Annotated in this window: 22 protein-coding genes; 4 read left to right on the top strand and 18 right to left on the bottom strand. The window is 26.4% G+C overall.

What is annotated here, in order from left to right; genetic code table 11:
- Positions 1 to 38: 38 nt before the first annotated feature.
- Both ACUSRV_RS03280 and ACUSRV_RS03275 read right to left on the bottom strand, forming a co-directional pair.
- Complete coding sequence (locus ACUSRV_RS03280) at positions 39 to 539, bottom strand: nitroreductase family protein (RefSeq protein WP_490140493.1); 501 nt, start codon at positions 537 to 539, stop codon at positions 39 to 41.
- A gap of 14 nt (positions 540 to 553) precedes the next feature.
- The gene (locus ACUSRV_RS03275) at positions 554 to 1,282 is read right to left on the bottom strand and encodes an MBL fold metallo-hydrolase (protein ID WP_490140492.1); all 729 of its coding nucleotides are present in this window, start codon (positions 1,280 to 1,282) and stop codon (positions 554 to 556) included.
- A gap of 168 nt (positions 1,283 to 1,450) precedes the next feature.
- On the opposite strand from ACUSRV_RS03275, the gene ACUSRV_RS03270 reads away from it, so the two are divergent.
- Positions 1,451 to 1,825, top strand: coding sequence for a winged helix-turn-helix transcriptional regulator (locus ACUSRV_RS03270; RefSeq protein ID WP_490140491.1), 375 nt, complete (start codon positions 1,451 to 1,453; stop codon positions 1,823 to 1,825).
- Positions 1,826 to 1,866: 41 nt separating this feature from the next.
- On the opposite strand, the gene ACUSRV_RS03265 is transcribed toward ACUSRV_RS03270, so the two are convergent.
- The 3 genes from ACUSRV_RS03265 to ACUSRV_RS03255 all read right to left on the bottom strand — a co-directional run bounded on the left by ACUSRV_RS03265 (position 1,867) and on the right by ACUSRV_RS03255 (position 4,944).
- Positions 1,867 to 2,694 (bottom strand): EFR1 family ferrodoxin, encoded by an 828-nt coding sequence (locus ACUSRV_RS03265; RefSeq protein WP_490140490.1) that lies wholly within the window; start codon positions 2,692 to 2,694, stop codon positions 1,867 to 1,869.
- A gap of 16 nt (positions 2,695 to 2,710) precedes the next feature.
- Complete coding sequence (locus tag ACUSRV_RS03260) at positions 2,711 to 3,223, bottom strand: hypothetical protein (protein ID WP_490140489.1); 513 nt, start codon at positions 3,221 to 3,223, stop codon at positions 2,711 to 2,713.
- A 287-nt stretch (positions 3,224 to 3,510) separates the two neighbouring features.
- Complete coding sequence (locus ACUSRV_RS03255; RefSeq protein ID WP_490140488.1) at positions 3,511 to 4,944, bottom strand: DEAD/DEAH box helicase; 1,434 nt, start codon at positions 4,942 to 4,944, stop codon at positions 3,511 to 3,513.
- A gap of 207 nt (positions 4,945 to 5,151) precedes the next feature.
- Here ACUSRV_RS03255 and ACUSRV_RS03250 point away from each other — a divergent pair, with 207 nt between their 5' ends.
- Complete coding sequence (locus ACUSRV_RS03250) at positions 5,152 to 5,286, top strand: hypothetical protein (protein WP_490140487.1); 135 nt, start codon at positions 5,152 to 5,154, stop codon at positions 5,284 to 5,286.
- A 210-nt stretch (positions 5,287 to 5,496) separates the two neighbouring features.
- Here ACUSRV_RS03250 and ACUSRV_RS03245 read toward each other — a convergent pair whose 3' ends face one another.
- Positions 5,497 to 5,790, bottom strand: a complete 294-nt coding sequence (locus ACUSRV_RS03245) for a flavodoxin family protein (protein WP_490140486.1) — start codon at positions 5,788 to 5,790, stop codon at positions 5,497 to 5,499.
- Between the two features lie 271 nt (positions 5,791 to 6,061).
- Here ACUSRV_RS03245 and ACUSRV_RS03240 point away from each other — a divergent pair, with 271 nt between their 5' ends.
- Positions 6,062 to 6,163, top strand: a complete 102-nt coding sequence (locus tag ACUSRV_RS03240; RefSeq protein ID WP_490140989.1) for a winged helix-turn-helix transcriptional regulator — start codon at positions 6,062 to 6,064, stop codon at positions 6,161 to 6,163.
- Positions 6,164 to 6,708: 545 nt separating this feature from the next.
- On the opposite strand, the gene ACUSRV_RS03235 is transcribed toward ACUSRV_RS03240, so the two are convergent.
- The 4 genes from ACUSRV_RS03235 to ACUSRV_RS03220 are packed head-to-tail and all read right to left on the bottom strand — an operon-like array spanning position 6,709 to position 12,723.
- A complete protein-coding gene (locus ACUSRV_RS03235) occupies positions 6,709 to 9,822 on the bottom strand; it encodes an AAA family ATPase (protein WP_490140485.1) in 3,114 nt (1,037 codons plus the stop codon).
- A gap of 27 nt (positions 9,823 to 9,849) precedes the next feature.
- Positions 9,850 to 10,383: an ABC-three component system middle component 1 gene (locus ACUSRV_RS03230; protein ID WP_490140484.1), complete on the bottom strand. Its 534-nt coding sequence runs from the start codon at positions 10,381 to 10,383 to the stop codon at positions 9,850 to 9,852.
- A gap of 20 nt (positions 10,384 to 10,403) precedes the next feature.
- Entirely contained in the window at positions 10,404 to 11,753 is a 1,350-nt protein-coding gene (locus ACUSRV_RS03225; protein ID WP_490140483.1) for a trypsin-like serine protease, read from the bottom strand.
- A gap of 16 nt (positions 11,754 to 11,769) precedes the next feature.
- The gene (locus ACUSRV_RS03220) at positions 11,770 to 12,723 is read right to left on the bottom strand and encodes a ComEC/Rec2 family competence protein (protein WP_490140482.1); all 954 of its coding nucleotides are present in this window, start codon (positions 12,721 to 12,723) and stop codon (positions 11,770 to 11,772) included.
- 535 nt (positions 12,724 to 13,258) lie between these two features.
- On the opposite strand from ACUSRV_RS03220, the gene ACUSRV_RS03215 reads away from it, so the two are divergent.
- Entirely contained in the window at positions 13,259 to 13,516 is a 258-nt protein-coding gene (locus ACUSRV_RS03215) for an NUDIX domain-containing protein (RefSeq protein ID WP_490140481.1), read from the top strand.
- A 287-nt stretch (positions 13,517 to 13,803) separates the two neighbouring features.
- Here the strand turns inward: ACUSRV_RS03215 and ACUSRV_RS03210 are convergent, their stop codons facing one another.
- From ACUSRV_RS03210 to ACUSRV_RS03175, 8 genes are all read right to left on the bottom strand, one after another.
- Entirely contained in the window at positions 13,804 to 13,926 is a 123-nt protein-coding gene (locus ACUSRV_RS03210; protein WP_490140480.1) for a hypothetical protein, read from the bottom strand.
- Between the two features lie 14 nt (positions 13,927 to 13,940).
- Positions 13,941 to 14,693, bottom strand: coding sequence for a hypothetical protein (locus ACUSRV_RS03205; RefSeq protein WP_490140479.1), 753 nt, complete (start codon positions 14,691 to 14,693; stop codon positions 13,941 to 13,943).
- Between the two features lie 386 nt (positions 14,694 to 15,079).
- Positions 15,080 to 15,247: a type II toxin-antitoxin system HicB family antitoxin gene (locus ACUSRV_RS03200; RefSeq protein WP_490140478.1), complete on the bottom strand. Its 168-nt coding sequence runs from the start codon at positions 15,245 to 15,247 to the stop codon at positions 15,080 to 15,082.
- 311 nt (positions 15,248 to 15,558) lie between these two features.
- Entirely contained in the window at positions 15,559 to 16,005 is a 447-nt protein-coding gene (locus tag ACUSRV_RS03195; protein ID WP_490140477.1) for a GIY-YIG nuclease family protein, read from the bottom strand.
- A 785-nt stretch (positions 16,006 to 16,790) separates the two neighbouring features.
- Entirely contained in the window at positions 16,791 to 18,965 is a 2,175-nt protein-coding gene (locus ACUSRV_RS03190) for a hypothetical protein (protein ID WP_490140476.1), read from the bottom strand.
- Positions 18,966 to 19,339: 374 nt separating this feature from the next.
- The gene (locus tag ACUSRV_RS03185) at positions 19,340 to 19,711 is read right to left on the bottom strand and encodes a hypothetical protein (protein ID WP_490140475.1); all 372 of its coding nucleotides are present in this window, start codon (positions 19,709 to 19,711) and stop codon (positions 19,340 to 19,342) included.
- Positions 19,712 to 19,964: 253 nt separating this feature from the next.
- Positions 19,965 to 20,621, bottom strand: coding sequence for an HNH endonuclease (locus ACUSRV_RS03180; protein ID WP_490140474.1), 657 nt, complete (start codon positions 20,619 to 20,621; stop codon positions 19,965 to 19,967).
- A 118-nt stretch (positions 20,622 to 20,739) separates the two neighbouring features.
- On the bottom strand, positions 20,740 to 25,017 hold the full coding sequence (locus ACUSRV_RS03175) for a hypothetical protein (RefSeq protein WP_490140473.1): 4,278 nt from the start codon (positions 25,015 to 25,017) through the stop codon (positions 20,740 to 20,742).
- Position 25,018: the final 1 nt, after the last annotated feature.

The raw sequence follows: 25,018 nt of genomic DNA, 5'->3' as shown, positions 1-25,018 counted from the left end.
CCATATAATTAATAAATTATCTAAATTTTATATTTTCATTACCATCTATCATAGTGTATTCTACTTTTATCAAATCTATCTGCTGGTTTTCTTTCCTCATCTGGATATCCAACAGGTATTATTGATAAAGGAATTACACTAGATGGTAAATTTAATATTTCTTTTACTGCATTTACTCTTTCTTCAGTTGGATAAACTCCTAGCCATACAGCACCTAAGCCTTTATCTTCAGCAGCTATTAATATATTTTCTGTAGCAGCTGAACAATCCTGAACCCAATATCCTTTATATTTTTCTTTATCTTCATCTCCACAAACTACAATTGCAACATCTGTATTTAATAGCATTTTTGAATATGGATGTATTTCAGTTATTTTTCTCATAATTTCTTTGTCTCTTAAAACTATGAATTCCCAAGGCTGTTCATTTCCAGCAGAAGGTGCTGCCATAGCTGCTTTTAATAATTCTTCAACAATCTCATTACTTACTTCTATATCCTTGTACTTTCTTATACTTTTTCTATTTAATATAGCATCCATTTGTATCCTCCTAATTAATAAAGTATTTCTTGCCCTCTTTCATTAATAACTGCTATTTTAGTATTAGAATTTTTAAATCTTTCAAAGAAATTCTTAGTAACTTCAGTATCATCCCCAAAATGCATTGGTATAAATAATTTAGGAGCTAAATTTTCAATGAAATATTCTCCACCTAAATAATAATGTTCCTTAAGTCTAGAGTCCACTGGGAAAAATGCTATATCTATATCTTCACCTTTAAGCTTTTCTATTTGAACTTTAAAGTCTTTAGCCATGTTAACATTGAATTCTTCGGTTTCATCATACCAATGCCACCAATTCAAGTCTCCTGCATGGAATATATTTATACCATCTGCCTTAATAAGAAAAGATACACCAATATCTGTTGATCCATACGATTTTACAGTTATATCTTTTATCTCAATACTTTCCCCCTCAGAAATTATCTTATGCTCAGGATAATTATCTTTTATTTCAATATCACTGCTCAAAATATACTCTATTTTCGGGTTAACTTTTTTCCACTCAAATATCAATGGGTCAAAGTGGTCATGGTGACCATGAGAAGCAAAAACATAAATATCTTTATTAGTATTAAAAACTTCATCACAAATAACGCCATTACTAATATTTCTGTTTTGGCTATCACTTTTATCATTAAAATAATCAAATATAAAAATATTTGAATTTGTTTCCATTATAAAACTAGAATGATATAAATAATTAATTTTGGCTTTATACATACAGTAACCTTCCCTTCAAAATGGTATTATTACTAGATTATCTATATAATTTCCGATTGCTATATTTTATAAACCATGCTACAATTATAAAAATTAAGTTTAATTATAACAAGTACGCACTATTTTGTACCATAGTACCCAAAAGGATACTATAGAGAGGATGAGAATATGGGATCTAGCTGTAATGCTTTAGAGCTTAAAAACAAAACTTATACATGTACCTTTGAAATTACAATAGATTTAATCGGTGGTAAGTGGAAGCCTCTTATTATTTGGCATCTAGGCACTAAGGGAACACATAGATTTAACGAATTAAAAAAACAGCTTCCTAAAGTAACTCAAAAGATGCTAACTCAACAGCTAAGAGAACTAGAATCAGATAATTTAATTAATAGAAAAGTTTATCCTCAGGTTCCTCCAAAGGTTGAATATTCATTAACTGATATAGGCCAGAGTTTAATGCCTATACTTAGTATGATGTGCAGTTGGGGAGATGATTATTATAAACAGTCCCCTAAAAAAGAACTATCTCATGTAGAATAATTTTCTATTTTGAGATAGTTCTTTTACTTTTATTATAACTGTTATACAAATAATTCTGGTTCTCTTCTAGAAGCAAAATCAACTTCTAATTCATATTTATGTCTTAGATAATCCTCATCATCATAATATTTTGCATTAGTAAAACAGTTTTTAATACAAGCCCCACATTTAATACAAATTCCATTTAATTTAGATACATCATTAAAATCAATGGAACCCATTGGACAGACACTTACACAAAGTTTACAATCATTACAACTATTATTAGTCTTTGGAGTAACCTTTCTAATATCAACAGGAATACCTTCTTTATTATTAGGCTTATAATATTCCCTATAAGGCTTGCTTCCTTTTACAGCTAAACTTTCAAATTTATCCTCAGTTGTTAGTTTTTCATATATTTTGTTAGAAAAGTCTTTTACTATAGCCATGTCTTTTTCATCTGGTCTATTTTGACCAAGAATCTTAGAAAATGAATGTTCTCCTATGAAAGCACCTGCTGCTATAATCTTAAAGCCATTTGATTCAAGGATATCATTAAGTTCTATTAAAGCATCATCATAATTTCTGTTTCCATAAACAACTACTGAAATAGCTAATGCATCATTACCTTTAATAGAGTTTAAATATTTCAATAATACATTAGGAACTCTTCCTGCATAAACAGGAACCCCTATAACAACAATATCTTCATCTTTAAATAATACCTGCTGCTTTCGACTTTCTGGTAGTGTAAAATCAATAGTATTTATAGTTATTTTGTCATCAGTATTTTCTAATATCTCTTCCCCTATTTCACATACTATTCTTTTAGTAGTACCTGTGGCACTAAAATACATTGTATTAATTTTTTTATTTATAATTACCATTCCCTCCCCTTGTTTACTATTCTACTATTTCCTTTTGATAGTCTATTCCTACTACCCTATCTTTATTGTAAGTTATGTTATCTTCATTAAAACCATGAACTAACCCTAATACGAAATTCCCTTGACTAGATGAATAAACTATATAAGTTTTTCCTACTTCTTCATCATACTTAACTCTTTCTTCTTTTATGTCATCTGGCAATACTGAAAATGCTAGTTCTAAAGCTTCTTTATAAGACACATTTGTTGGATTTGCCTCAGAGTAGTAAGTAAAATCTCCTAATACATGTCCATATGTTTTATCATCATATCTAGGTATTTCACCTGAAAGAGTTGTACCTACAAAGCTATTTTCTGTCTCATATGAATTCATATTAGTTGTTATTTCATAAGATAATTCACTTTTATTTACTTCTTCATATCTTTGTTCAATTGTAACCTCAGTTGGTTTATTTTGACAACCCGTTACTATAAATGACATTATTATTAAACTAGACAATATAATTTTAACTTTTGTTTTTAACTTCATAATGCCCTCCCCCAATTATTTCGTAGTTTTATACATATAATTTCCCCTGTTCCCCTTCACAATTTTTAATATTAACTACAGTTCTAATATAATACTTTTTCAAACTATTTTCTATATAATCCATGTACATATTTTGGTACACCATTAAAAATTCGCTAAGCTCATGTCGCCAACGACCTTGAAAAGCAGGTCCGTTGCTCAAGTTTAGTAGTTAGAAATTGTAATTTCCTTATAATTTAAAAAGGCTGTATCTTTTTAGATACAACCTTTTGATAATAGTAGTTATATTAATTTCCCTTTTTCTTTCTAGAGTAATTACGATTTGTGCCAGTTTTTGTGTCATTACTTTTTGCTGAAACTTTTTCTCTCCCTTTCCTATTATTAGGAGAAGTAGTTTTTGGAGTTGAAGGCTTTCTTTTAGGTACTGCTTTTAATTCACTAGTTTTATCAGTTTTTGCTTCATTACTTTTCGATGTACTTTTTTCTTTTACCTTTTTATTATTAACAGCAGTAGTTTTTTTAGTTGAAGTTCTTGGAGTTGAAGGCTTTCTTTTAGGTACTGCTTTTAACTCACCAGGCATATCTACTAATGGGTAAGGGTGACCTTCAACTACAGGTATTGATTTTGATATTAACTTTTGAATTTCTTCTAGAAGTGGCTTTTCTTCTTCTGTGCAAAAAGAAATAGCAACTCCCTCATGACCTGCTCGTCCAGTACGACCGATTCTATGAACATAGGTTTCTGGAACTTCTGGTAAATTGAAATTAAATACATGGGATAGTTCATCTATATCTATTCCACGAGCTGCAATATCTGTTGCAACTAATATTCTTGTTTTTCCTTCTTTAAAATTATTTAAAGCTAACTGTCTAGCATTTTGAGATTTATTCCCATGAATGGCTTGTGCTTGAATTCCAGCCACATCTAAGGCTCTCACTATATCATCTGCTCCATGTTTTGTTCTCGAAAACACTAATGCAGAAACTATAGATTTGTCTTTTAATATATTAATTAACAAGCGTACCTTATTAGTTCTATTCACATAATAAACAGATTGTTTTATTATATCGACTGTTGAAGATACAGGTGTTATTTCTATCTTTACTGGATTTGTTAGTAGGTCATTTGCAAGTTTTTCAATTTCAGTAGGCATAGTAGCAGAGAAAAACATAGTTTGTCTCTTATCGGGGATATGTTGCATTATTCTTCTTACATCTGGAAGCATTCCCATATCAAGCATATGATCTGCTTCATCAAGTACAAAGTATTTTATATTGCCTAATGAAACAAATTTTTGGTTTATTAAGTCAAGTAATCTACCTGGAGTTGCAACTAAAATATCAATTCCTTTATCTAGTGATTGAGTCTGAGGATGCTGAGATACTCCACCAAATATCACTAGTGTTCTAAGACCTAAGTGTTTACCATAAGAGTCAAAACTATCTCCTATTTGAATTGCAAGTTCTCTTGTTGGAGCTAGTATTAATGCTTTTATTGGTCTCTTTCCTCTTAAGTTTTTTTGCTCTGATGAAAGACCTTGTAAAATTGGTATGGCAAATGCTGCTGTTTTTCCAGTACCTGTTTGAGCACATCCTAATAAATCCATTCCTTCAAGTAGTGGTGGAATAGCTTTCGATTGTATAGGTGTAGCTTTTGTATATCCTTCAGTTTTTAAAGCCTTCTGTATAGGCTTAATTATATTTAAATTTTCAAATAACAATAGTATTTCTCCTTTTAATTTTTATTTGTTTTTTCTTATTTCTTCTATATAAAGACGATCGTCTCCATGTATACTGTATAAAAACGCACAGTTTAGTATACCTTTTATATTTTTTGTTGTCTAGTTATATACTATTCATCATATTTTATTTAAAAATGGTTTAGAAAGTTTTTCATATTGATATAATTTATACAGAGAGGTAATTTTATGATTAATATTTTAGGTGTTGAATTTACTAAAAGAGAATTTATAAAAGGACTTATAGGTAGTTTCATTGGTTTGGTTATAACTTGTATATGTCTTTATTATATAATGGCTATTATTGGTTCAATGTATTTCTAATATGTTTCCAACTCTGTTTATATATAAAACAAAAAAACCACCCTGGTGCGCATTATTAAGAGGCGTGGTGGGTATTGTTACTGTGTCTATTTCAAAATTATCTAATAAATTTCGTGAATACCTTTTTTTCTATTTCTGGTTCTTCAACAGTTCCTTTTCCGTTTTGTACTAATTTCAATAAGTACGCTATATTTTTTCCAAGTATTCTCATTATTTGTTTCCCTCTTCATCTTCTAAGGCATCCCCTGGTTTTGTTCCATGTATTACATTCCAATAATTTGAACTTGGCATAAGTATTTCAGCATAATTACTATAATTATTCAATTGATTGAAAGTAGTAACTCCTCCTGAACGTCTAACAGCTACTATTGCTGCTCCTACCTTATTCTTTAAAAGTCCACAATTCGAAACATAAAATGCTCTATCTAAAAATGATTTCATAGTTCCAGCTATAGCTGAATAATGAACCGGAGATCCTAGTAATATACCATCTGCCTCTTTCATTTTTTGCATCCATTCATTTTATCAGTTATACCTTTCTCATTTTTTCTCATACAAATGGAACTTAGCTATAATATTTTAGGACTTAAAAATAAAACTTGTACATGTACTTTTGAAATTACAATTGATTTAATTGGCGGCAAATGGAAGCCCCTTATTATTTGGCCTTTAGGTAAGATAGGACACATAGATTTAACAAATTTAAAAAACAGCTTCCTCAAGTAACTCAAAAATGCTAACTCAATAGCTAAGAGAACTAGAGGCAGATAATTTAATTAATAGGAAAGTTTATCCTAAGGTTCCTCCAAAGGTTGAATATTCATTAACTGATTTAGGCCAGAATCTAATGCCTATCCTTAGTATGATATGCAGTTAAGGAGACGATTATTATAAACAATTAACTTAGTTGAATTTATTTTTAAAAACAAAACCGAGGATTAATTTCCTCGGTTTTCACTTATATATACTTTTCCTGTGACCTACCTAACAAGAGTCATAAGTCCTACTCTTTAATATCCTTTAACTTTAATAAAATATTCAAGAATATCTTTTTCTCAATTGCTTGTTCTCAAATTTCGTCACAAAATCATTCCTGTCTTACATAATAAGCTAAAATAGATTTGAGCGAATCAATATATGCTGTTTCAACAAGGTCTGCTGGTGTTGAAACTTTTTCAATATACTTCTCAAGGTTATCTAAGTATTCTCCATCAATTAAGTCATATTTATGAAAATAATCTATGAATTTAATTCCTCTTCATCATAATCAATAGATCAATTATATTCTTGATAATTGATATTTAAAATAATAACTCAATACCATTTCGTCGTCATTATTATTTTGCATATAACTATAGTCCCTATTACAATTATTACAGGGACTATGCTTGTTTCACTTAAAAATTTAATTTCTATTTTCACTTATATTGTTTCAATGCATCCAGGTGATGTAAATTTTATAAATTTTGAATTATAAAACTTATTAGACATCTTTTTCTCGAGAATATTAAATAATACTTCATCATGTGTTGATATAACGATCTGCCACCCAAACTCACGAACTATAGTTCTTAATAAGTCTACGAAACCTAATATATTTATATCATCGAAATGTCCAATAGGGTCATCTATGAATATTGTCTTAATTTCTGTATCTTTCTTCGAAAGCGCCTCTCCTAAAAACATACTTAGTGCCACTGTGTTTAATTGTGCTGAACTATAGAATAACTGAGGTAAAATAGTAGAATCACCGTCATTTTTCTCACTCTTTATATACAATTCTGGTTGCTCTTTATCATTAAATTCAACTTCATATTTTAAAGTTGTGTAATTTTTATGTGGCTCTATCCTTTTATATACTGAGTCCATAGTTTTTCCACTAAATATTGTAGTTACATTCTTCTCTATATTCTCTTTAAATTGATCAAATATTTTTTGTAGTTTATCTTTACCTACTTTATAAAATTTAATTTTTTCATCAATATGAGCTAATTTTATTTTAAGATTATTAATATCTTTATTATAGTTATCAAATGATACTTGACCCATTAAATCATTTAGTAATGCTAACTTTTTCTCTAAACTCTCTAATAGACATTCTTCCTCTTGTTGACTCTTACAAATTAATTCAATAGTATTATTAACCAAATTAGATGTAATTCGGTTATAGTCTCTAATACACTCTTTATATCTTTCCAATTTAGATTTAAACTCTTTTACTTTATACTCATGATTATTAATATTGATATCATTCTTAAGTTCGATTCTTGATATATTTTTATGTATCTCATCTATATTATTTTGTAATAATATAATTAAATTCTCTCTCTCATTTAGATTTCCATGTAAAGTTTTTATATCTAATATATTATACTTTTTTAATAAACTATAATAATACATACTATAATTGTCACTAGTAAACTGTAAACAACTTTCATTTAATTTTTCTATAATTTCTTGTAATTTTAGAATGTTTTCATCCAACTTGTTTTTTTCTTTAATTATATTTTGTATTTCTGATCCTAATACTTGTTTTTGATTTTTACACTCATATATTCTAATATCTATAGTTTTCTCGATTTCAAAAATATCCATATAATTTTTTATATTTTTTTCAAGAAGTTGATTTATCATATTTTTAAAATCTTTTATTTTTTTTCTGTCAGTACTTATTATATTTGTTTCTTCTATAAGTATGTTCTTTAACTTGTTTTTCTCTAAGTTTAATTTATTTAACTCATCATATTTTTTTGATTTTAATTCATCAATTTTTTTATTTATTTCACCAAACAACTTCTTCTTCTGTGTGATTTTATCTTCTAAGATTTGCCTACTATTTTCTACATTTTCTAACAATTTGTCACTTAAATTATTTCCTTCATTTACTTCTATTTCGGAGATAAGTTGCGAGAAATCTTCAAATGGATTATTGCATATAGGACATATATTAATATAATTTTGCCTAACATAACTTTTTAGTTTATTTTTGATCTCAACTAGTAATTCCATAGATGTTTCTGATTCTAAATAAATTGTATTATTTATTTTATATTCATTATCTAATTTAGTAATATCTTTATCTATAATTTCTATCTCTTCATTGTATTTATTATAAAAATTATCTAATATAATTTCATTCTTTTTTATACTATTCCACTGATGAGTTAAATTATTGTGAGTACCATTTAGATCTAAAATAAAAATATTAAATTCGCTTATTACAGCCTTAGTCGATTCTATGTTTTTATTAATCGATTCTATTTCAACTTCTATTGATTTTATGTAATTTAAATGATTATCTATATTTTTATATAAATTTCTTATATGTTCCAATTGTGATATAAATATTTCCTTAACTTTTTCATATTTATTATACTCATTATCATTAATTGATTTTAGTTGTACTAAATTGCTTTCCTTTAGTTTAATATCTTCTAAAATCCTTTTCTTTATATCTATTTCACTATTGATATTTTCTATTGTACCTTTACTCTTATCAAATACTAAATATCTTCTAAACCACTCTTCACCTAACTGTTTAATTGAATCTATCTCACTAAATTCTAATCTAAGATTATTAATTTCTTTTTCTCTTACATTTAATTCTATCAAAAGCTTACCTTTATATTGATAATCTGAAATTTCTTTTTCATACTTCTCTATATCCTTTTTAATATTGATTACATTATTTTTTGCATTATTATATTTTTCAAAATTCTGTTTCGCATATTCTAACTTATGAAGCTTATTCTCACTATTATCTTTTGCTGATAGTAATTTTGATTTTTGAACTGAAATATATTTTAAATTTGTAAATACTAATTCTCCATCACCCCTCATAGAAATGACATCTATATTTTCATTTCTTTCTATTAAAATATTGTTGTACTCTTCAATAATGTTATTAATTGTTCTTATATCACTTTCATCTAACTGCACTTCTCTCAACTTATTTTCTGTTTCTTTTTTTTCTTCTTCCAATTTTAATATTTTTTTTTGACACTCTTTTTTTAAATTAAAAATATTATTAAATTGCTTTCGATTTTCTCCTTCTGGATCCCAAAACTCTCCCCATTGTTCATATTTATCTGACGGTTTTGTCGCATAAATAAAGCTATCTATCTTTGAATGTGGAAGTATAAGTTTATCATTTCCTAGAATACATTTATAATCGCCTTCAATTTTACCTGGTTTATAATCATTTATTGCATCTATCCTTTGTTTATACCATCGTTTGATCTCTTTATCATTAGAAAATTTAACACTTACTTCACAGCTTTCACTTAGTGAATCAGTATTTTTAAGAATGCTACCACTAAAGCTTCTCAAATCATTCTTAAGTTCTTTTTCCATCCTATCAATCTTTCCATTAAACGCCCATTCTATTCCGTCAAAAAATGAACTCTTTCCCATTCCATTTTTACCATATATACAAATGAAATCTGCAATTTGATTTTTACTTATGTTAAAATCAAATATTGTTTCACCATTAAATACTCTAAAATCATTAAACTTTACTTGTGTAACTTTATTCACATTAGCACCCCATTTTAAATTAATCCTCTAGAATAGTTCATCCTTTGATATTACTTTCAATACTTCTTCTAGTTTTGTATCTAGACAATCATAATTTTTATTAATAAGTCTATACAATTCGATATTATGCTCATATAAATGGTTATTACTAATACTATTATTATTGCTATTTTCAATTTCAACACTAAACAATTTATCTTCTAATAATTTTAACAATGTACTATTTGCCTCTGGCATTTTTTCCTTAATTATTATCTTTCTTGATGAATATTTATCCTGTTCTATTATATTCATTAACTCTTTATCAATATTTTCAATAAAGAAAATTACATATACATTATAACACTCTATTTCTTCTTTTAATTCTGCTTGAACATACATCGCTATGTTATCAACTAGTTTCATCCATTGCGACCTTAATATATCTTTGTTATTTATCTGACAACAAACTATATTAATATCATAGTCATCAGAATTATTTATAAAATGTCTCACTTTTATATCACTGTATTCCACATTTTTTTTTATCATTTCTATTTTATTATCTACCTCAAATATCATATTAACCTCCAAACTACACATCATAAAACCATATAGTCTTTTAAATGTTCTAATTTATTTTCATTAATATAATTTATTATATTATCGATATGTATTATGCTTAAATTTTCAGGCCTTTTTCTTCCATATAGAATATCGAATCCTTTATTATTATTACTACTAGATATTCTTAAAATAATTTTTCTATAGTTCTCAGATGAACAATCTAACGGTTCCCTAACATGAAATTTTGATCCCCAAATAACTAAAGATTCATCCATAATTTCATTTCGATTGAAATAGTCATTTTCCATTGATTTAATAAAACTTGTTACGGTAAAACCACTTATGTTTTCTCCAACCCCATCACTACATACATATTTTAATTTCATCGAGCGGATTTTATCAATTAATATATCCATTGTAATGCCTTCATTAAAATACTTAATTAAGGTAATAATTATTAATAGATAAAATCTAAACACATCACATGTATGATAGAAATCTCCGTGCTCACACATTTTAGAGTATTCACAAAAATCAAGCTTTATTAACTGTGAAAAATCCTCCGTTACAATATCAAACATTACATCGATTATATCTTGATTGGTAATAATTTCTTCAAACTCTTTGATATACTTCGAAAGATTCCCATTAATATTTGACGATATCTCAGGTATATCCCATTCTTTATCAATACATATGTCTACCAAAAGTTCTGCACTCATTCCTATAGCGATATTTAGTGTAATTTCTTCACCTATACCATGAGTATGTACTCCAATTAACGAAATATAACCATCATTCTCAACAAATATGCCTGATCCAGATGTACCTATTAAATCGTCATTTTTCATTACTGCACTTAGTCCATTTGTGACATCAAGCTTATACTTGAATTCTTTTGATTTACAAACTGCATTATTGAAATTCCCCTTATATTCATTGCAATTAACTTCAAAACCTAAATAACTTAATTTCTTAGTAAATCCATAAAAATTTAAGTTAGACCCTCTATTTACGTTAGACGGTATACTAAGATAGTATTTTGTTTTTTTACAGTTTATATTTTTACTTCTTAATACTGCAACATCATTTTCTTCTCTTCCATTGGGGTTACTTCTTTCTCTATAGTCTTTATGAACTTCAATATCTTCCTTATCTATAATTTCATATGCTTCTTTTTTATTTATATCATAGTATCTTACAATAAATTTTAAGTTATCTTCTAGATAATTCTTAATTACATGTCCTGCGGTGAAAATATATGTATATTCGCTACCTTCACTTGGAACCCAAATAACCCCACTCCCTATAATTTCCCATTCTCCACTTTCTCTTTCAATCTCCAATCTTACGGATAACGATTCTATCATGCTATTATTTACCATATTCTAACCCTCATTTTCAAATAACTCTTCCATCTTTATTTACAGCTATCATCTTTAGTTTGTTTGTATCTAAATATTTCTCTTTATCTTTTAATGTAAAAAACCTACTACTTGTCCACCAATCATAATTACAATATACCTCTGCATTTCTATTGTATTTTACTATTCTGCTTATTGTCTCTTTGTGAATTGGCGACTTTTTACAAACAATATACTTATTACTATTCATTGTTTTAAGAAGGTCATTGCTTATGTTATATTTACTTCCATGATGTGACAACTTTACAATACTAATTTCTTTTTCATTCCAATATTTATTCATTCCATCTACAATATCATCTGCATGAGCGTCTCCAAGAAATGCAATGTCTTGTTCTATATACGAAAAAACAAAAGAAATAGATGCTTTATTAGTATCGCTTTTATCCTGTTCATATTTATCTATCTTATATAATTCATCAAGACTTAAACTATATTTCATATTCGTAGAATGTGGTATTGCCCGCTCAATTTCCTTAGCTACGGTAATCACAGCCTCATCTGTGGGTGTAAGTACTGTTATCTTTGCACCGTTAATCTCTTCAACATGCCCTGCTACTATCGGTGTTATTATATCAATATTTTTATTCTTTATTGCTTGTACTAATCCCCCAATATTTTTTGGTGAATGTGATTGATTCTCATAGTAATGAATTGGCTCTCCATTTAACCATATTTTTTTTATATATTTACAATCTTTACTATTTATATATTTTCTAAATCCATTAATATGATCATCATCAATATGTGTTAAAATTAGTAAATCTACTTCTTCATTATTTTTAATTATTTTATTAACTAAATTTATAAATCCATTAACAAAAATAGCTGGCCCAGAATCTATAATAATATTTGTTTTTAGTTTTTCCCCATATCTTATCCAAATGCACTCACCATTAAATGCTTCCCCTATTACAATTTCTAGGCTCATAGCTCCTCCATATTATTTATTTTCATCAACATTATACCATATTTTTACTTTTTTCTTCTTTATTCTTTATTCAAATCTTTTAAATTATTAACTTTACTACTTTATGGACTTTAATAAAAATTCTAAATAATAAAAAACCTCGCTGCATATATCTATAGAAAAAATTTAACATCCTGTACATTCTATCGTGTATTTTAATGATTTAAGCAAAGGAAGTCTAGCTACTGCATGAAAAGTTCATTTATTTAATATTTTTCCCTCTTTAATTTCATTAATTTTATTAATATCTCATTATACATATATATAATCGCTCAAATAATTATTAAATAAATTTACATAAGTATATCTTAAATGTCCTATTATAAGTAAAATCTCTAATATTCTTATATGACAATTATTACAATATTTGTCGTAACTCATTGTTCAAAATAAAAAACTTCTATACAAAATGATTATATATAACTCACATTTATATAGCTGAATTTAGTATAATCTAATAGTATCAATACAATAATCGTATCTAGAGGTGATTAACATGAAAAAGAAACTAAAAGTCGTAGCAGCAATTATTGAAAATAGAGCAAATGAAATACTATGTGCTCTTAGATCTCCAGAAATGATACTTCCAAACATGTGGGAGTTTCCAGGAGGAAAAGTTGAAGAAAATGAAAATATATATAAAGCCATAAAAAGAGAGATTCAAGAAGAGCTAAAATGTAGTATAAAAGCTTGTGAAGTATTCCATGATAATACTCATGAATACGAAAAAGTCATAATAAACCTAATATTATAAAGTGCAAAATCACAGAAGGAGCTCCTATAGCAAGTGAACGCTCAAAACTTATATGGATGAAAAGAGAAAACCTATCTTCATTAGTTTGGGCACCTGCAGATATTCCAGCTGTAGAACAATTAATAAATGAAAAATAAAAATCTTCTTAAACAAGAAGATTATATTTTTTGTACAAATTCATTATATATACTTGTAGGGACTTCATTTTCTAACTCTAATTTAACAGTTATAGGTTTCTCTCCATGATACTCAACTGTATTACCTTTACCTATATAACTTACTTTTATTTACTTCCTAGTCATTCCTATATCATTACAAATCTTAGTCAATGATTTTCCTTCTTTTAACTTCTTATTAAAGTATTCTACTTGATCGATTAAGTCTAATTTGTCTAAAGTAGTCCTATCCATATTAACTAATCCCCCTAGTTAGAATATTCTATCTCAGCCTTATCTTCTTTCTCTTTTACTTTTTTTCTGCTTTCTTTCTTAATTCTATTTAGTTGTTTTGTAAATCCATACTTTTCTAGTATTTTTTCTATAGTTAATAAATATTTTTTCATAGGACCTTCATTTGGTACAATCTGATGCTCTATATTAAACAACCATGTAAGTATATTTTCAGCATCATCATAATTATCTATTTCTGATATATAATCTGTCCAATTTCTATCATATACCAATTCCTTATATAATTTACTTACCTTAAGTTCATTTTGAAAACCCTCATAGGTAGGTGAAACTTCTAGGAACTGACTAATCATTCTATATGTATATAATAATAAGTGCATTAATTTATCAACAGATTGTTGTTTGTTTGATTTTAGCTGGTCTTTAAACACTTTTGTTGCTCCATAAAAACCTAATCCACCACCTATAACAGCTCCTATAAATGATAATGTACCTGGAGAATTTTTATCAAAATCTCTAAGTATATACATAAACTCTTTTATAACATAACCTAAAAATTTAAATAAAAATGCTATACTTTGTTGAATTACTCCTGATTGAACTATAAAATAAAAGTTCATTAAAATAGAAACAATACATAAAAACACTATACCTCTTAAACCAACTAAACTAATTTCCACAATCCCTTGCTTTTTCAAATAATTCAATGCTTTTTTAGCTATACCTTTTTCTTCTATATATTTTAAAATCCTATGTTTAATTTCCATCATATCACCTCAAAATCATTATAGCATTATTTAATAATACAATTAATGCAATTAATACAACTATCCTCTAAATATGTATTTAGGGAATATATAGAATCATAAATTAACAAAAAGGCTTTAAACCAATACTTACAGAGTTTTACTACCTTTACTAACTAGCCCTTATTTAACCAATTTAATTATATTAAATCTAATCAATTTAGGAGGAGTTTTTCTATAAATATATCTAATAAGTTCACTATAAAAATCTGTCTGGAAAATAAATTCAAAACAGCATAAATACTAGATAATATTTCTATCTGTAAAGGTGTACCTTTTTAAATTAAATTTTACATCAGGCTCTTTGGCTCTGGTATAGACTCTCCATATTCTAGTTTTGTTTCTATCTATAATTTCCTTGCATCTTCTCCCATTCTATAAGCATCCTCTAATCTGTCCCAACAGCTAAAGCATCCCTCTAAATCTGGGTATTTAGCAAAGAATATATCATCCTCTTCTATCTCAATATTAAATGGATATTTTAATTTCATGTAATGCTCTAAATTCTTCTCCAAAACTATCACGCCTAACTATTTATTAATTTATGTAAACTAGATAATATCACTCTATATTTACTATAGTTATAGCATTAATTAGGTCGGTTTGTTTTTGCAACATCATCTTTATTAATTTCATCTTATAAAATAGATCCATCTATTAGTATTACTTAATTACAGCATATAATATAGCTATTAAGATTTTTATATTTTGTTACAAATTGTATTATTTCTCTATAATTTATGTTACAAAACTAATACTTTAATAGCTATTTTCGTTTTAAATATTAGTACCCAAGTAACAGCATTATATATTTCTCCATATTGATTTAAGTAATTATTTCTTTAGTTACAATATTTGTTACACTAGTTTGAATATTATCTAACACATTCCATTCAGGATTGTATTTCTTTATAAATAACTTCTCTAAAAGTTCAGCTGTATAGAGACAATCATCTCCAACCCCAACAATAATAACTTCTATTGATATTTTATCCTTATTTTTAAACATTTCCTTACCAGAGTCACAATCTCTTCCACTATTACTTTCTCTTACATAATCCATTAATCTCTTTCTTAGTGCTCCATTATCATGCTCTAATGCTCTTCCTATGTAAACAACCTTTTTATCCAGTGTTGCTTTATAAATTCCTACACTCTTATTTAAATAAGAAATACTTTTTTTACCCTGTGACCACTTATCATCAGTTGTAAATTTGCCTAATATCCCAACACTATCCCACAAACAATCAATCATATCTAGTATTTTATCCATCATATTACCCCCTATTTATATCTCCTAACATAAGCCTGTATTAATACTATTAAATAGTAATTAAAGTATCTAAATACACTGGACTAATGTACATAGGGGGTGTCACTGGCATAGTTAGACCATAAAACACAGCCTAAATTAATTGCAATATACCCAGCATGGTATATTTTTCTAGCACTCTATTCTGCAACTTTCATGTATTCTTATCCCCCAAATACAGCTATATTCTTACTTAGACAGGAGTATACACCCCTTGCTAACCCTATCCCAGTTCTATTAATAGTTAGATTAATATACATATATTACCATTTATCGACATGGTTTTCAATATATCGCATTTATTTTGTCTTTTAGAGAATATTTAATTCCTACCAGTGTTTATAGATCTCTATAATATTTTCTCTATCTTATTTATTAGTATAATTCTCTGATATTGTACTATTTTATAATCTAAGTATGTGTTTGTAATGTATTAACTGTATAGCATAAAAAAAGCCTAGGCGTTTATATGCTCTCTAGGCTATGTTATAACTTAATATATTTAAAACTCGTCTAAAAATTCTAATCTATAAATATAGATCTCTTTTTTCTCTCGAGTACATTATAAATTGTTGAAGGCGCTTTTAAATCATCTTATATGTATATTTTAAATGATTGTTTAATTTTATATCATTCAGAATACACGTATTTATATTATAATAATACTTTTTACATATCAATTATATCAGTCATATAATTATTCTCTTATTTATATAATTTATAGATTATAATATTTATAAACTAAATTATTTTTTTATTTTTTGCAAATAAGATTTGTCGAAATAAGAATCATTACTTCCAGTTATTATATTACTATTAGTTAATAATTTGTTAATTAGATCTTCTTTAGATGATGAATTTTCTATATCCATATAGAGTTGTTGAATACTCATAAAAAATGAATTTTTATAAAAATCTTTTATATTCGAATAACCATATATCTTTAAATCTACGATATTTTTAATAGATTTGTTTATTTTTTCAATATATTTTTCTACATTCTCCAACTCATGACATTTGGATATATCAATCGTATTTATATTAGATATAGAGATTAACTCAAGAAATTTTCTCGTTATCTCTATAGAGCTTATAAATCCATAATCACTTAAAGATAGACTAATTTTTTTTATTTGTCTATTTTTAAATTCTATTATTTGTTTGTTCCCATGTTTAGATTTTTTTCTGCTCTGATATTCTCTTAATTCAATCTTATTATCTTTTAGTAACGCGTATTCATGATTTAACATTTGCGACTGTGAAGAAAGTAAACTACTAGCCACATCATCAAAAAATTTTATATCATTTCCACTCTGAGCATTTTCAGTTAACATTTTCTTTTTTATCTCTATAAATATAATTTTATCCTTATCTTCGAGAATTAGATCACATTCTCCATCTTTATTATAATATCCATCCTTAAATTCAATAGATTTTTCTTTTAATTTATTTTTTACGGATCTTTCTAATTCAATTCCAAATAAACTTTCTATATTAAGATTTTTTTCTTTAATTTCATCGTTAAGAGATTTTCTTATAATGCTTTGTATCGCTTCTACGAAAGAAAAAGAACATAGTGATGGACTAACTAGTAAAACTCTTTGATCATCAATTTTAATTAATGGTTTTTCATAAAATGTTATTCTACTGTCCAAAGACTTAAAATCACAATTAATTTTATTTTTTTCATGACTTATCTCATCTATGATTTTTTTTATATTTTTTTGTCTTCTTTTATTAAACTTACTATAAATATCTTTAAGGTTAATTATGCTTAAATTTTTAGTACTAGAATTTAATATTTCATTGATTAAAATAATATATTCTTCTAAAGAATATCCAATTCTATCCTTTAAACTATATTCTTGAAAAATGTTTTTAAACATTCCATTAGTTATGTCTTCTATTAATAATGGATTCCATTGTTTAAAAGTAAATAATCTATCATAGTAAATATTTTTTTGAATAAAATAAGGTAATTCATCTGCTTCCATAAATAATCCATCATATATAGTGAATTTTTGCAAGTTAAATAATGCTATATATGCTGTTGATAAATCTACTAAATTTCTCATTCTTTCATGGTTGGGTGTATATTTTTTAAAATTTTTTAAAGACAAATAAAGTAAATATGGCCACGGTTCTTGTAAATTTAGTAGTTTTTCATTTTTAGGATAACTATTTGGCCTTCTTACTAAATCATAACGTTTAAACTCTTCATTATAGTATATATTAATTCCTTCAAAAATATATTTTGATAAACTCCACCCACCAATTTCTGTGACTTCTTTTTCTATTTTAGATTCGATCTTTTCAGCATCAGATTCATTACAAAATTTAATAATATTATTACTAATGAAAAGTTCATACCCCCGATTTATGAAGTAGTTTGATGCATATGCCAGATTAAACTCTTCTTGATATAAATATATCCCTATGTGACTACTAGTTTCTTGTTTTTCTATATTAATTAAATCAATTACTATATTTATAATATTATTCCATTTAGTATCTTCATTAATATTAGGTAAAAATTTATCATTTCTGCAATAAACAAGTATTTTTTCTAAAATAACAAAATAGATATTTTTATTAAGTAGTGCTTCTATATGCCTATGTATTTCATCTTCTCTAATATACTTATTTTCTAGTTTATAAAACTTTTTATTTAAACTTTCATCATCTATTAATTGTTTTAAAAGTATCTGTTTTTCTAACCGCCTAAACTTTTTAATATCGGTGCCTTCGTCTAGGTTAATTTCTTCATTAAGTTTATCTTTTAATATTTCTTTTATATTATAGGTATGACTATCCGTACTGATATTATATCTTCTTTTTATGTTATTAGTATCACAACCTAAATTACTTTTATTATCATCAACATATTTTTTAAAATTTTTTTCTAAATCGTCTATCTTCATACTTTATCTCCTATATAATTAATCCCATAAAATTAATTATGGCTAATTAGTTGTTTGAAATGACTTTTCTTAGCTTATATCTAAATATTATCTATATAAAAGTATATCTTTAAAATATTTTACTTTCTATTATATAATTCTATCAATATTTTTTTACAATCTATACTATAAGGAGTCGATGATACTCTATATCTTAATTTCATCATCTGTTAACCAGTAGTCATTCTATATCTTTTAGAAGGATATACTCCTACACTTTTATGTAATTTACCTCAATTGATAACTATTTTGCTAGCGCTAAGTATTAGTTTTTCTATCTCTCTCCTAGGCATATACGTATTCATAATCATATACTCACTTAATTTATGTATAAACTATATTCTTTCTAGTATAAAAACAATCTTCCCAACTTCATCATAATATAAATTATTATATTTCATTTGTGATGATAATATAAAGTTGTTATTCTTTTTATCATACTCAAATAGATATATTGGCAATATACCTTCATATATTGCTTTATTAGTTGGTATTTCTAACTGATTATCATATGCTTTATTGTCTTCTGCACAATAATGCAATTTACCATCTATCCACTTATTGTTATACTTAGTTTGGTTATCTACTATCCCTACTTTATCTAACCCTTTTTTATACTTGATACCTTTCATCTCATTCCCACCACCTATTATGTCTCTTATCTCTTTATGGTTATTAACCACCATACCAATTTCTATTTCTTTCATATTTATCAATCCCCTTTTTAATTTTGAAATATTATAATTAGATTATGCCAATACTTATTATGCCATATTTTTACATATTTTTTAATATAAATCTTAAAATAACTATTTAATAATAATTTATAAAATAAACCAACTAAAATACCAAGACGAACATACTTGAAATTGTATAAGTTTCTAATTTCAAATATAATATTAAAAAGATGTATGATTAATCATACATCTTTAAACTATATATTCTTAAACCTTTTAAAGTTTAGTAGTATCTTGAGCTATAAATATAATTATTATGATACCATACGTATGTCTCATCTATTACATGAGAGGGGTGCACTTGTATCTCTTTTAATTCTAGCTTTATTGCACCATAGTCACATTGAGCATGATGATTTGGACAAAGTACTATTAGGTTACCTGTAATATCTGGTCCATAATGAGGATTTCCAAATGGCTTAATATGATGTGCTTCACTATATGTTTCTCCATTTATCAAATCTAATTGAGTTCCACATATCTGACACGTATTCTTATATAAGGATTTAATAGTTTTAGCTAAGCTACTATCTCTAATAATTCTATTTATACTAGTTTCTATTCTCATCAGTTCACTAGAAATATTAAGCTCAGAAGCATATAAATTATTATTCGAATTTCTTATTCCCCATATTCCCTTTCCTTTTCCATTAACAGAGCAAAAAATATCATTCTCGTCTCCTGGTTTTCCTTTAAATATATCGCAATCACTAGAATGTAAATATATTTGTTTTCTTACTTGAGATTTCCAGTCGATATAATTTTCAATATCAATTTTTCCTCTTTTTTCAATATTTTTATATATTGAGTTAAGAGATGCTTCTCCTCCAAGTAAATTTATTACGTGCATTATTTCAAATAACCATGATGAAGTATTCATTAGTTTCCCCCTTTCTACTAAACCATTTATACTGTATTAAATACTGTTAAATGATCATTAATTTAATAAGGTACTTACTAATATATATTAGTAAGTACCTATAAAATACAACATAATATTAATTTACTTTACTGCTTAACTCTTCTAGCATGTTAGATAGTAAACTTATACATACTTCTTTTTTCTCTAATGATAAGTCTTTAAATAAATTTACTATACTATCCATATTTAAACTACTTATTCTATTATCTACTTTATTTTTATATTCATTATATCGATTTACAGTACTATCTATAAGATAATTTGGAATACCCCTTGTTTCTTTAATCCATCTGAAGCACATATCAGAATTCCAGTTATCTATTTCTTTTATTTTAAATCCTAAATGCGCATTTAGCCATTTATTGTTTAGTTCATTTACTTTGTCATTTATGCTTTTTATATATCTATTTATTACACTATCTATAGCCACAATATCTTCATGTTCTCTATATTTATCTTTTAGTAATGTTGCTTCTTCAAACTTTATACTAAATTTCTCTATATTATCTATTTCTTCTATATCCTTAACTAAGTTTTGAACAACTTGTCCTATAGTTTCTATTTCTTCTCTATCTATAGGTCTTAACTTCTTAGACATAACATATTGTATTTCATTTATAAGGTTTTTAGCTTCCATAATAGAATCTATTTCAAGAGCATTATCTATAATATCCATTATGCTATTGTTTATATTATCTAAAAACTTGTTATTAGTCTTTAACCTAGATTCTAGACCTGTTGTATAGGCTTCCTTATCATTTTTATCTAATATATTGTGTTCTCTAACTATACTTATTAACTCTTCACCCTGCTTTTTCCACTGTAGAAGTTCTTCTTGAGTTGAGTATTCACTAGGCTTTACTGTATCTAAATAATTCTTTACACTTTCATTAATTGTTTGTCTTTTTTTAATATTATCTAGATTATCTAGCTGATCTTCTAGCTTATTTATTGTAAGTCTAACATAATCATCATACCCTAAATCCCTTAAATCCTCTATAAGTAGTTTCATCCATTTTTCATAACCAGACACCTGCGCGATACTATTACATTTAGCATTTTTATTTAAGAAATTTACATATTCTTTTTCTATAAAATCTCTTGCCTTATCAGCTAAATTTTCAAATAAAGTCATGTACTTTTCACTATATTGATAAGGTAATCCTTCCTCTATAGTTGAAGTCAGTTTCTCGCACTTCAAAGCAACTTTATTTATATATTTAAAATCTAATTCTCTCATACCATTTTCTAGATCATATTTCATCTCGCCTATAAATTTTCTGACTTTATTATAAAGTTTTTCGCCTTGATTTATTAACATCTTGCAGCCTTCTACCTTTAACCTAAATTCTTCTGGAGGCTCTTCTTCTGATAATAACTGATCTAACTCAGATTTTAACTTAATACAAATATCTATATCTGTATTTCTTTCTATCTTATCGCATATAACTTTGTATCTAGTTAAATACTCACCTAAATCAACTTTAACTAGCTTAGAGTTTTTAAGATATTTAAAATCTAAATCTTTTTCTTTGTAAAACTCAGTTGCCCAGTCTATAGTCTTTATAGGTCTACTTCCTTGGAATATCTTGATTTCTATACCTTCTATAGCTATATATATTGCTATAGCCAATGCGAAGGAATAATCATTAAAAGTATATGGTGGATGAGTGTATTTTATATATAGATCGTATATGTTAACATCGCCCTCATCAAACATATTTCTTATCTCATCATAAACACCCTTTAGGTTCATATTCTTTGGAATAATTATTCTAAATTCATCATCTAGAACACCCCATCCAACCATCTTATTCCTCAATACTATATCTATTCTATTTTTTATATCTTTATTTTGTAACTGTATCCATTGGTAATTTAACTGTCCAGATAATATTCCTTTACTCACAGCTCCATGTATTTTTTTAGGAGCACCTAGGTTTTTATTTGTAAACCCTTCGAACGGGAATGATATTATCCTTTTATATAAATCTTCGAATTTTTTATTACATATGTTCTTTATTCTCAACGAACTTTTTACCAAACCTTCATTAGTAAATATATTTCTTTCTTGAACCATATTATTAAATTGGCGTACTAATCCATCATTTACTTTTTCTGTGAACATCATCATAAACTTAGCAAACTTCATTGTTTCTTCTTGAGTAAATTTAGGTATTATACTACCGTCTACTAATAAATTGTATAGGTCATTTTCTTTATCATCTAGTAGTATCCATATTATAGGATAGTTATCTAAATTGTATTGATTGTATAAATCCTTTAATTTATTCAGTTCGTCTATTTCGTTATCTTTATTATTGTATATATATATTAATTTACCCTTAGGTTTACTAGGATCTGTTGAGTTACTAAAGTCATTTATTAGATTTTTTATATATACACTATCTATTCTCTTTAATGTCACTATATCTTGCTCATATTGCCATTCACTTGTTTTTATATTATTTTTTGCTCCAAAATCAGTTAATATATAATCATTTATTCCTAGTCTTTGCTTTATATCATTATTCAATAATATCTCTATATCTATATTTTCTAGACTTGATTTCTTTCTTCTAAGAAATCTATTAAAGTCATTTATTCCTGTTGCATCTTCTATAAAATCAAAAGTTGCAGCTTTTTCATCATATGCTATTATTCCGTAGTTGTTTTCTAAATTTGTTAAAATCTCATCTAATATTTCACTCTTTATACTAGTTATATAGTCTAAAGCTAAAAGTACATCTTCCTTATTTAATGTTCTAAATTTTCCAAGCTTTAATATTAATATTCCTGATAAAGTATCTAATTCAGTTTTATTTAATTTATCTTTGTATTTTATATATATTTTATCATATAAAGTACAATATTCGCTTTTTTGTCTTCCTTCACTTTCTGCTAATAGTAGTTCCTTGAAGAAATCGCCTTTTATAATGTCAATAGGAAGTACTACTGGTAAATCTCCAAATTCTGTTATCTCTTTTTCTTCTATATTTTCAAAACATCCTATTAGAAAGTTTATAGCGGATCTTTGTTGATACCAATCAGAAAGATATGAAAGCATCCACGTTGTTACAGGATGAAATGGATATACTCCTTTTAATATAATATTGCTAAACTTATCCCAGTTATTCCATACCCCTTTTCCTCTAGCAGAAGGTATCCATTCATTTATTTTATTGAATAATAACTTATTTTTTTGTTCTACTTTTTCATTTCTTAATTTAGATTCTATATAATTAGAATATAAGTTTGTATCTTTAGGTTTTATTAAATTTGCAAATATAGTTTCTAAGTTTGAAGAAAGATATATTTTTTCTCCGCCTTCGTATCTAGTTATATATCTGCTTATATTAGAAGTTTTATTTACCCTAGCTAAATATGTTTTAAGATCTGATTGAATAAATCCTACAAACAGTATATTATTGTTGCTATCTTGTATTACCTCGAATATCTGTTGAAGAGCTGAATCTCCCGCTCTATTTGGATAATCCGATGCATACTCTATATATCTTCCGAATTCATCAAATAATATTAGTATTTTATTAAAATGTCCGCTTGTACCACACATTTTATCTACTAATTTCCCTAGTACTTCAGCTGAAGATATACCTTCATCCCATCTTATAGGGCCACCTGTTACATAACTATATACATCATTTATAGATTCAAAAACTTCATCTTTATATATATTTTCTATTAAATGTTTTTTTAGATTTATAGCATTTATTCCTCTATTTAATGTGCTTTCTACAAATTTTTCTTTGAAATTATCAAAGTTTCTATCTAGGAATGTTTGAGCAATATTATAAGCTTTAGTATATTCAGAGAATATTTCTTCTCCATACCCATATTCCGCTAATACCTTTTTTGCTGTACTTAATATTTCATAATTCAGATTAAAATCTTTCATACCATTTAAGACTATAACTAAATTTGGTTTATTAGTTTTATCTTTTATATTCTCAGATATATTCAAATCTGCTGATCTTAAATTCTTAATTATATCTTTGTAGATATCGCTTTCTTTTTCCTTAGAGAATAAATTACCTAAAGTTACTGCTAAATGAGATTTTCCCGTTCCATATCCTGCTATTGTAAGGACTATTGGATTTCCTTCATCGTCATTTAATTTATTAGTTATTAAGTTTGTAAAACTACATGTATCCATTAATTTATGAGTTTTATATTCTATATCGTCTTGCGTTACTCCAAAAAATTCAGGTCCATGAAATATAAAGTTTTTAGATATTGTTTTAGCTTTTTCTTTGTCATAGTACCAATCTGTTTGAACTGCCCCTCCAAATACTACATCTTTTTTTAAAGATATAATATCTTTTATCTTTGTCATA

Source organism: Sporacetigenium sp. TC11 (assembly GCF_058146105.1).
Note: the sequence above shows the minus strand (reverse complement) of the source record. Positions and strands in the feature narration are given on the sequence as shown.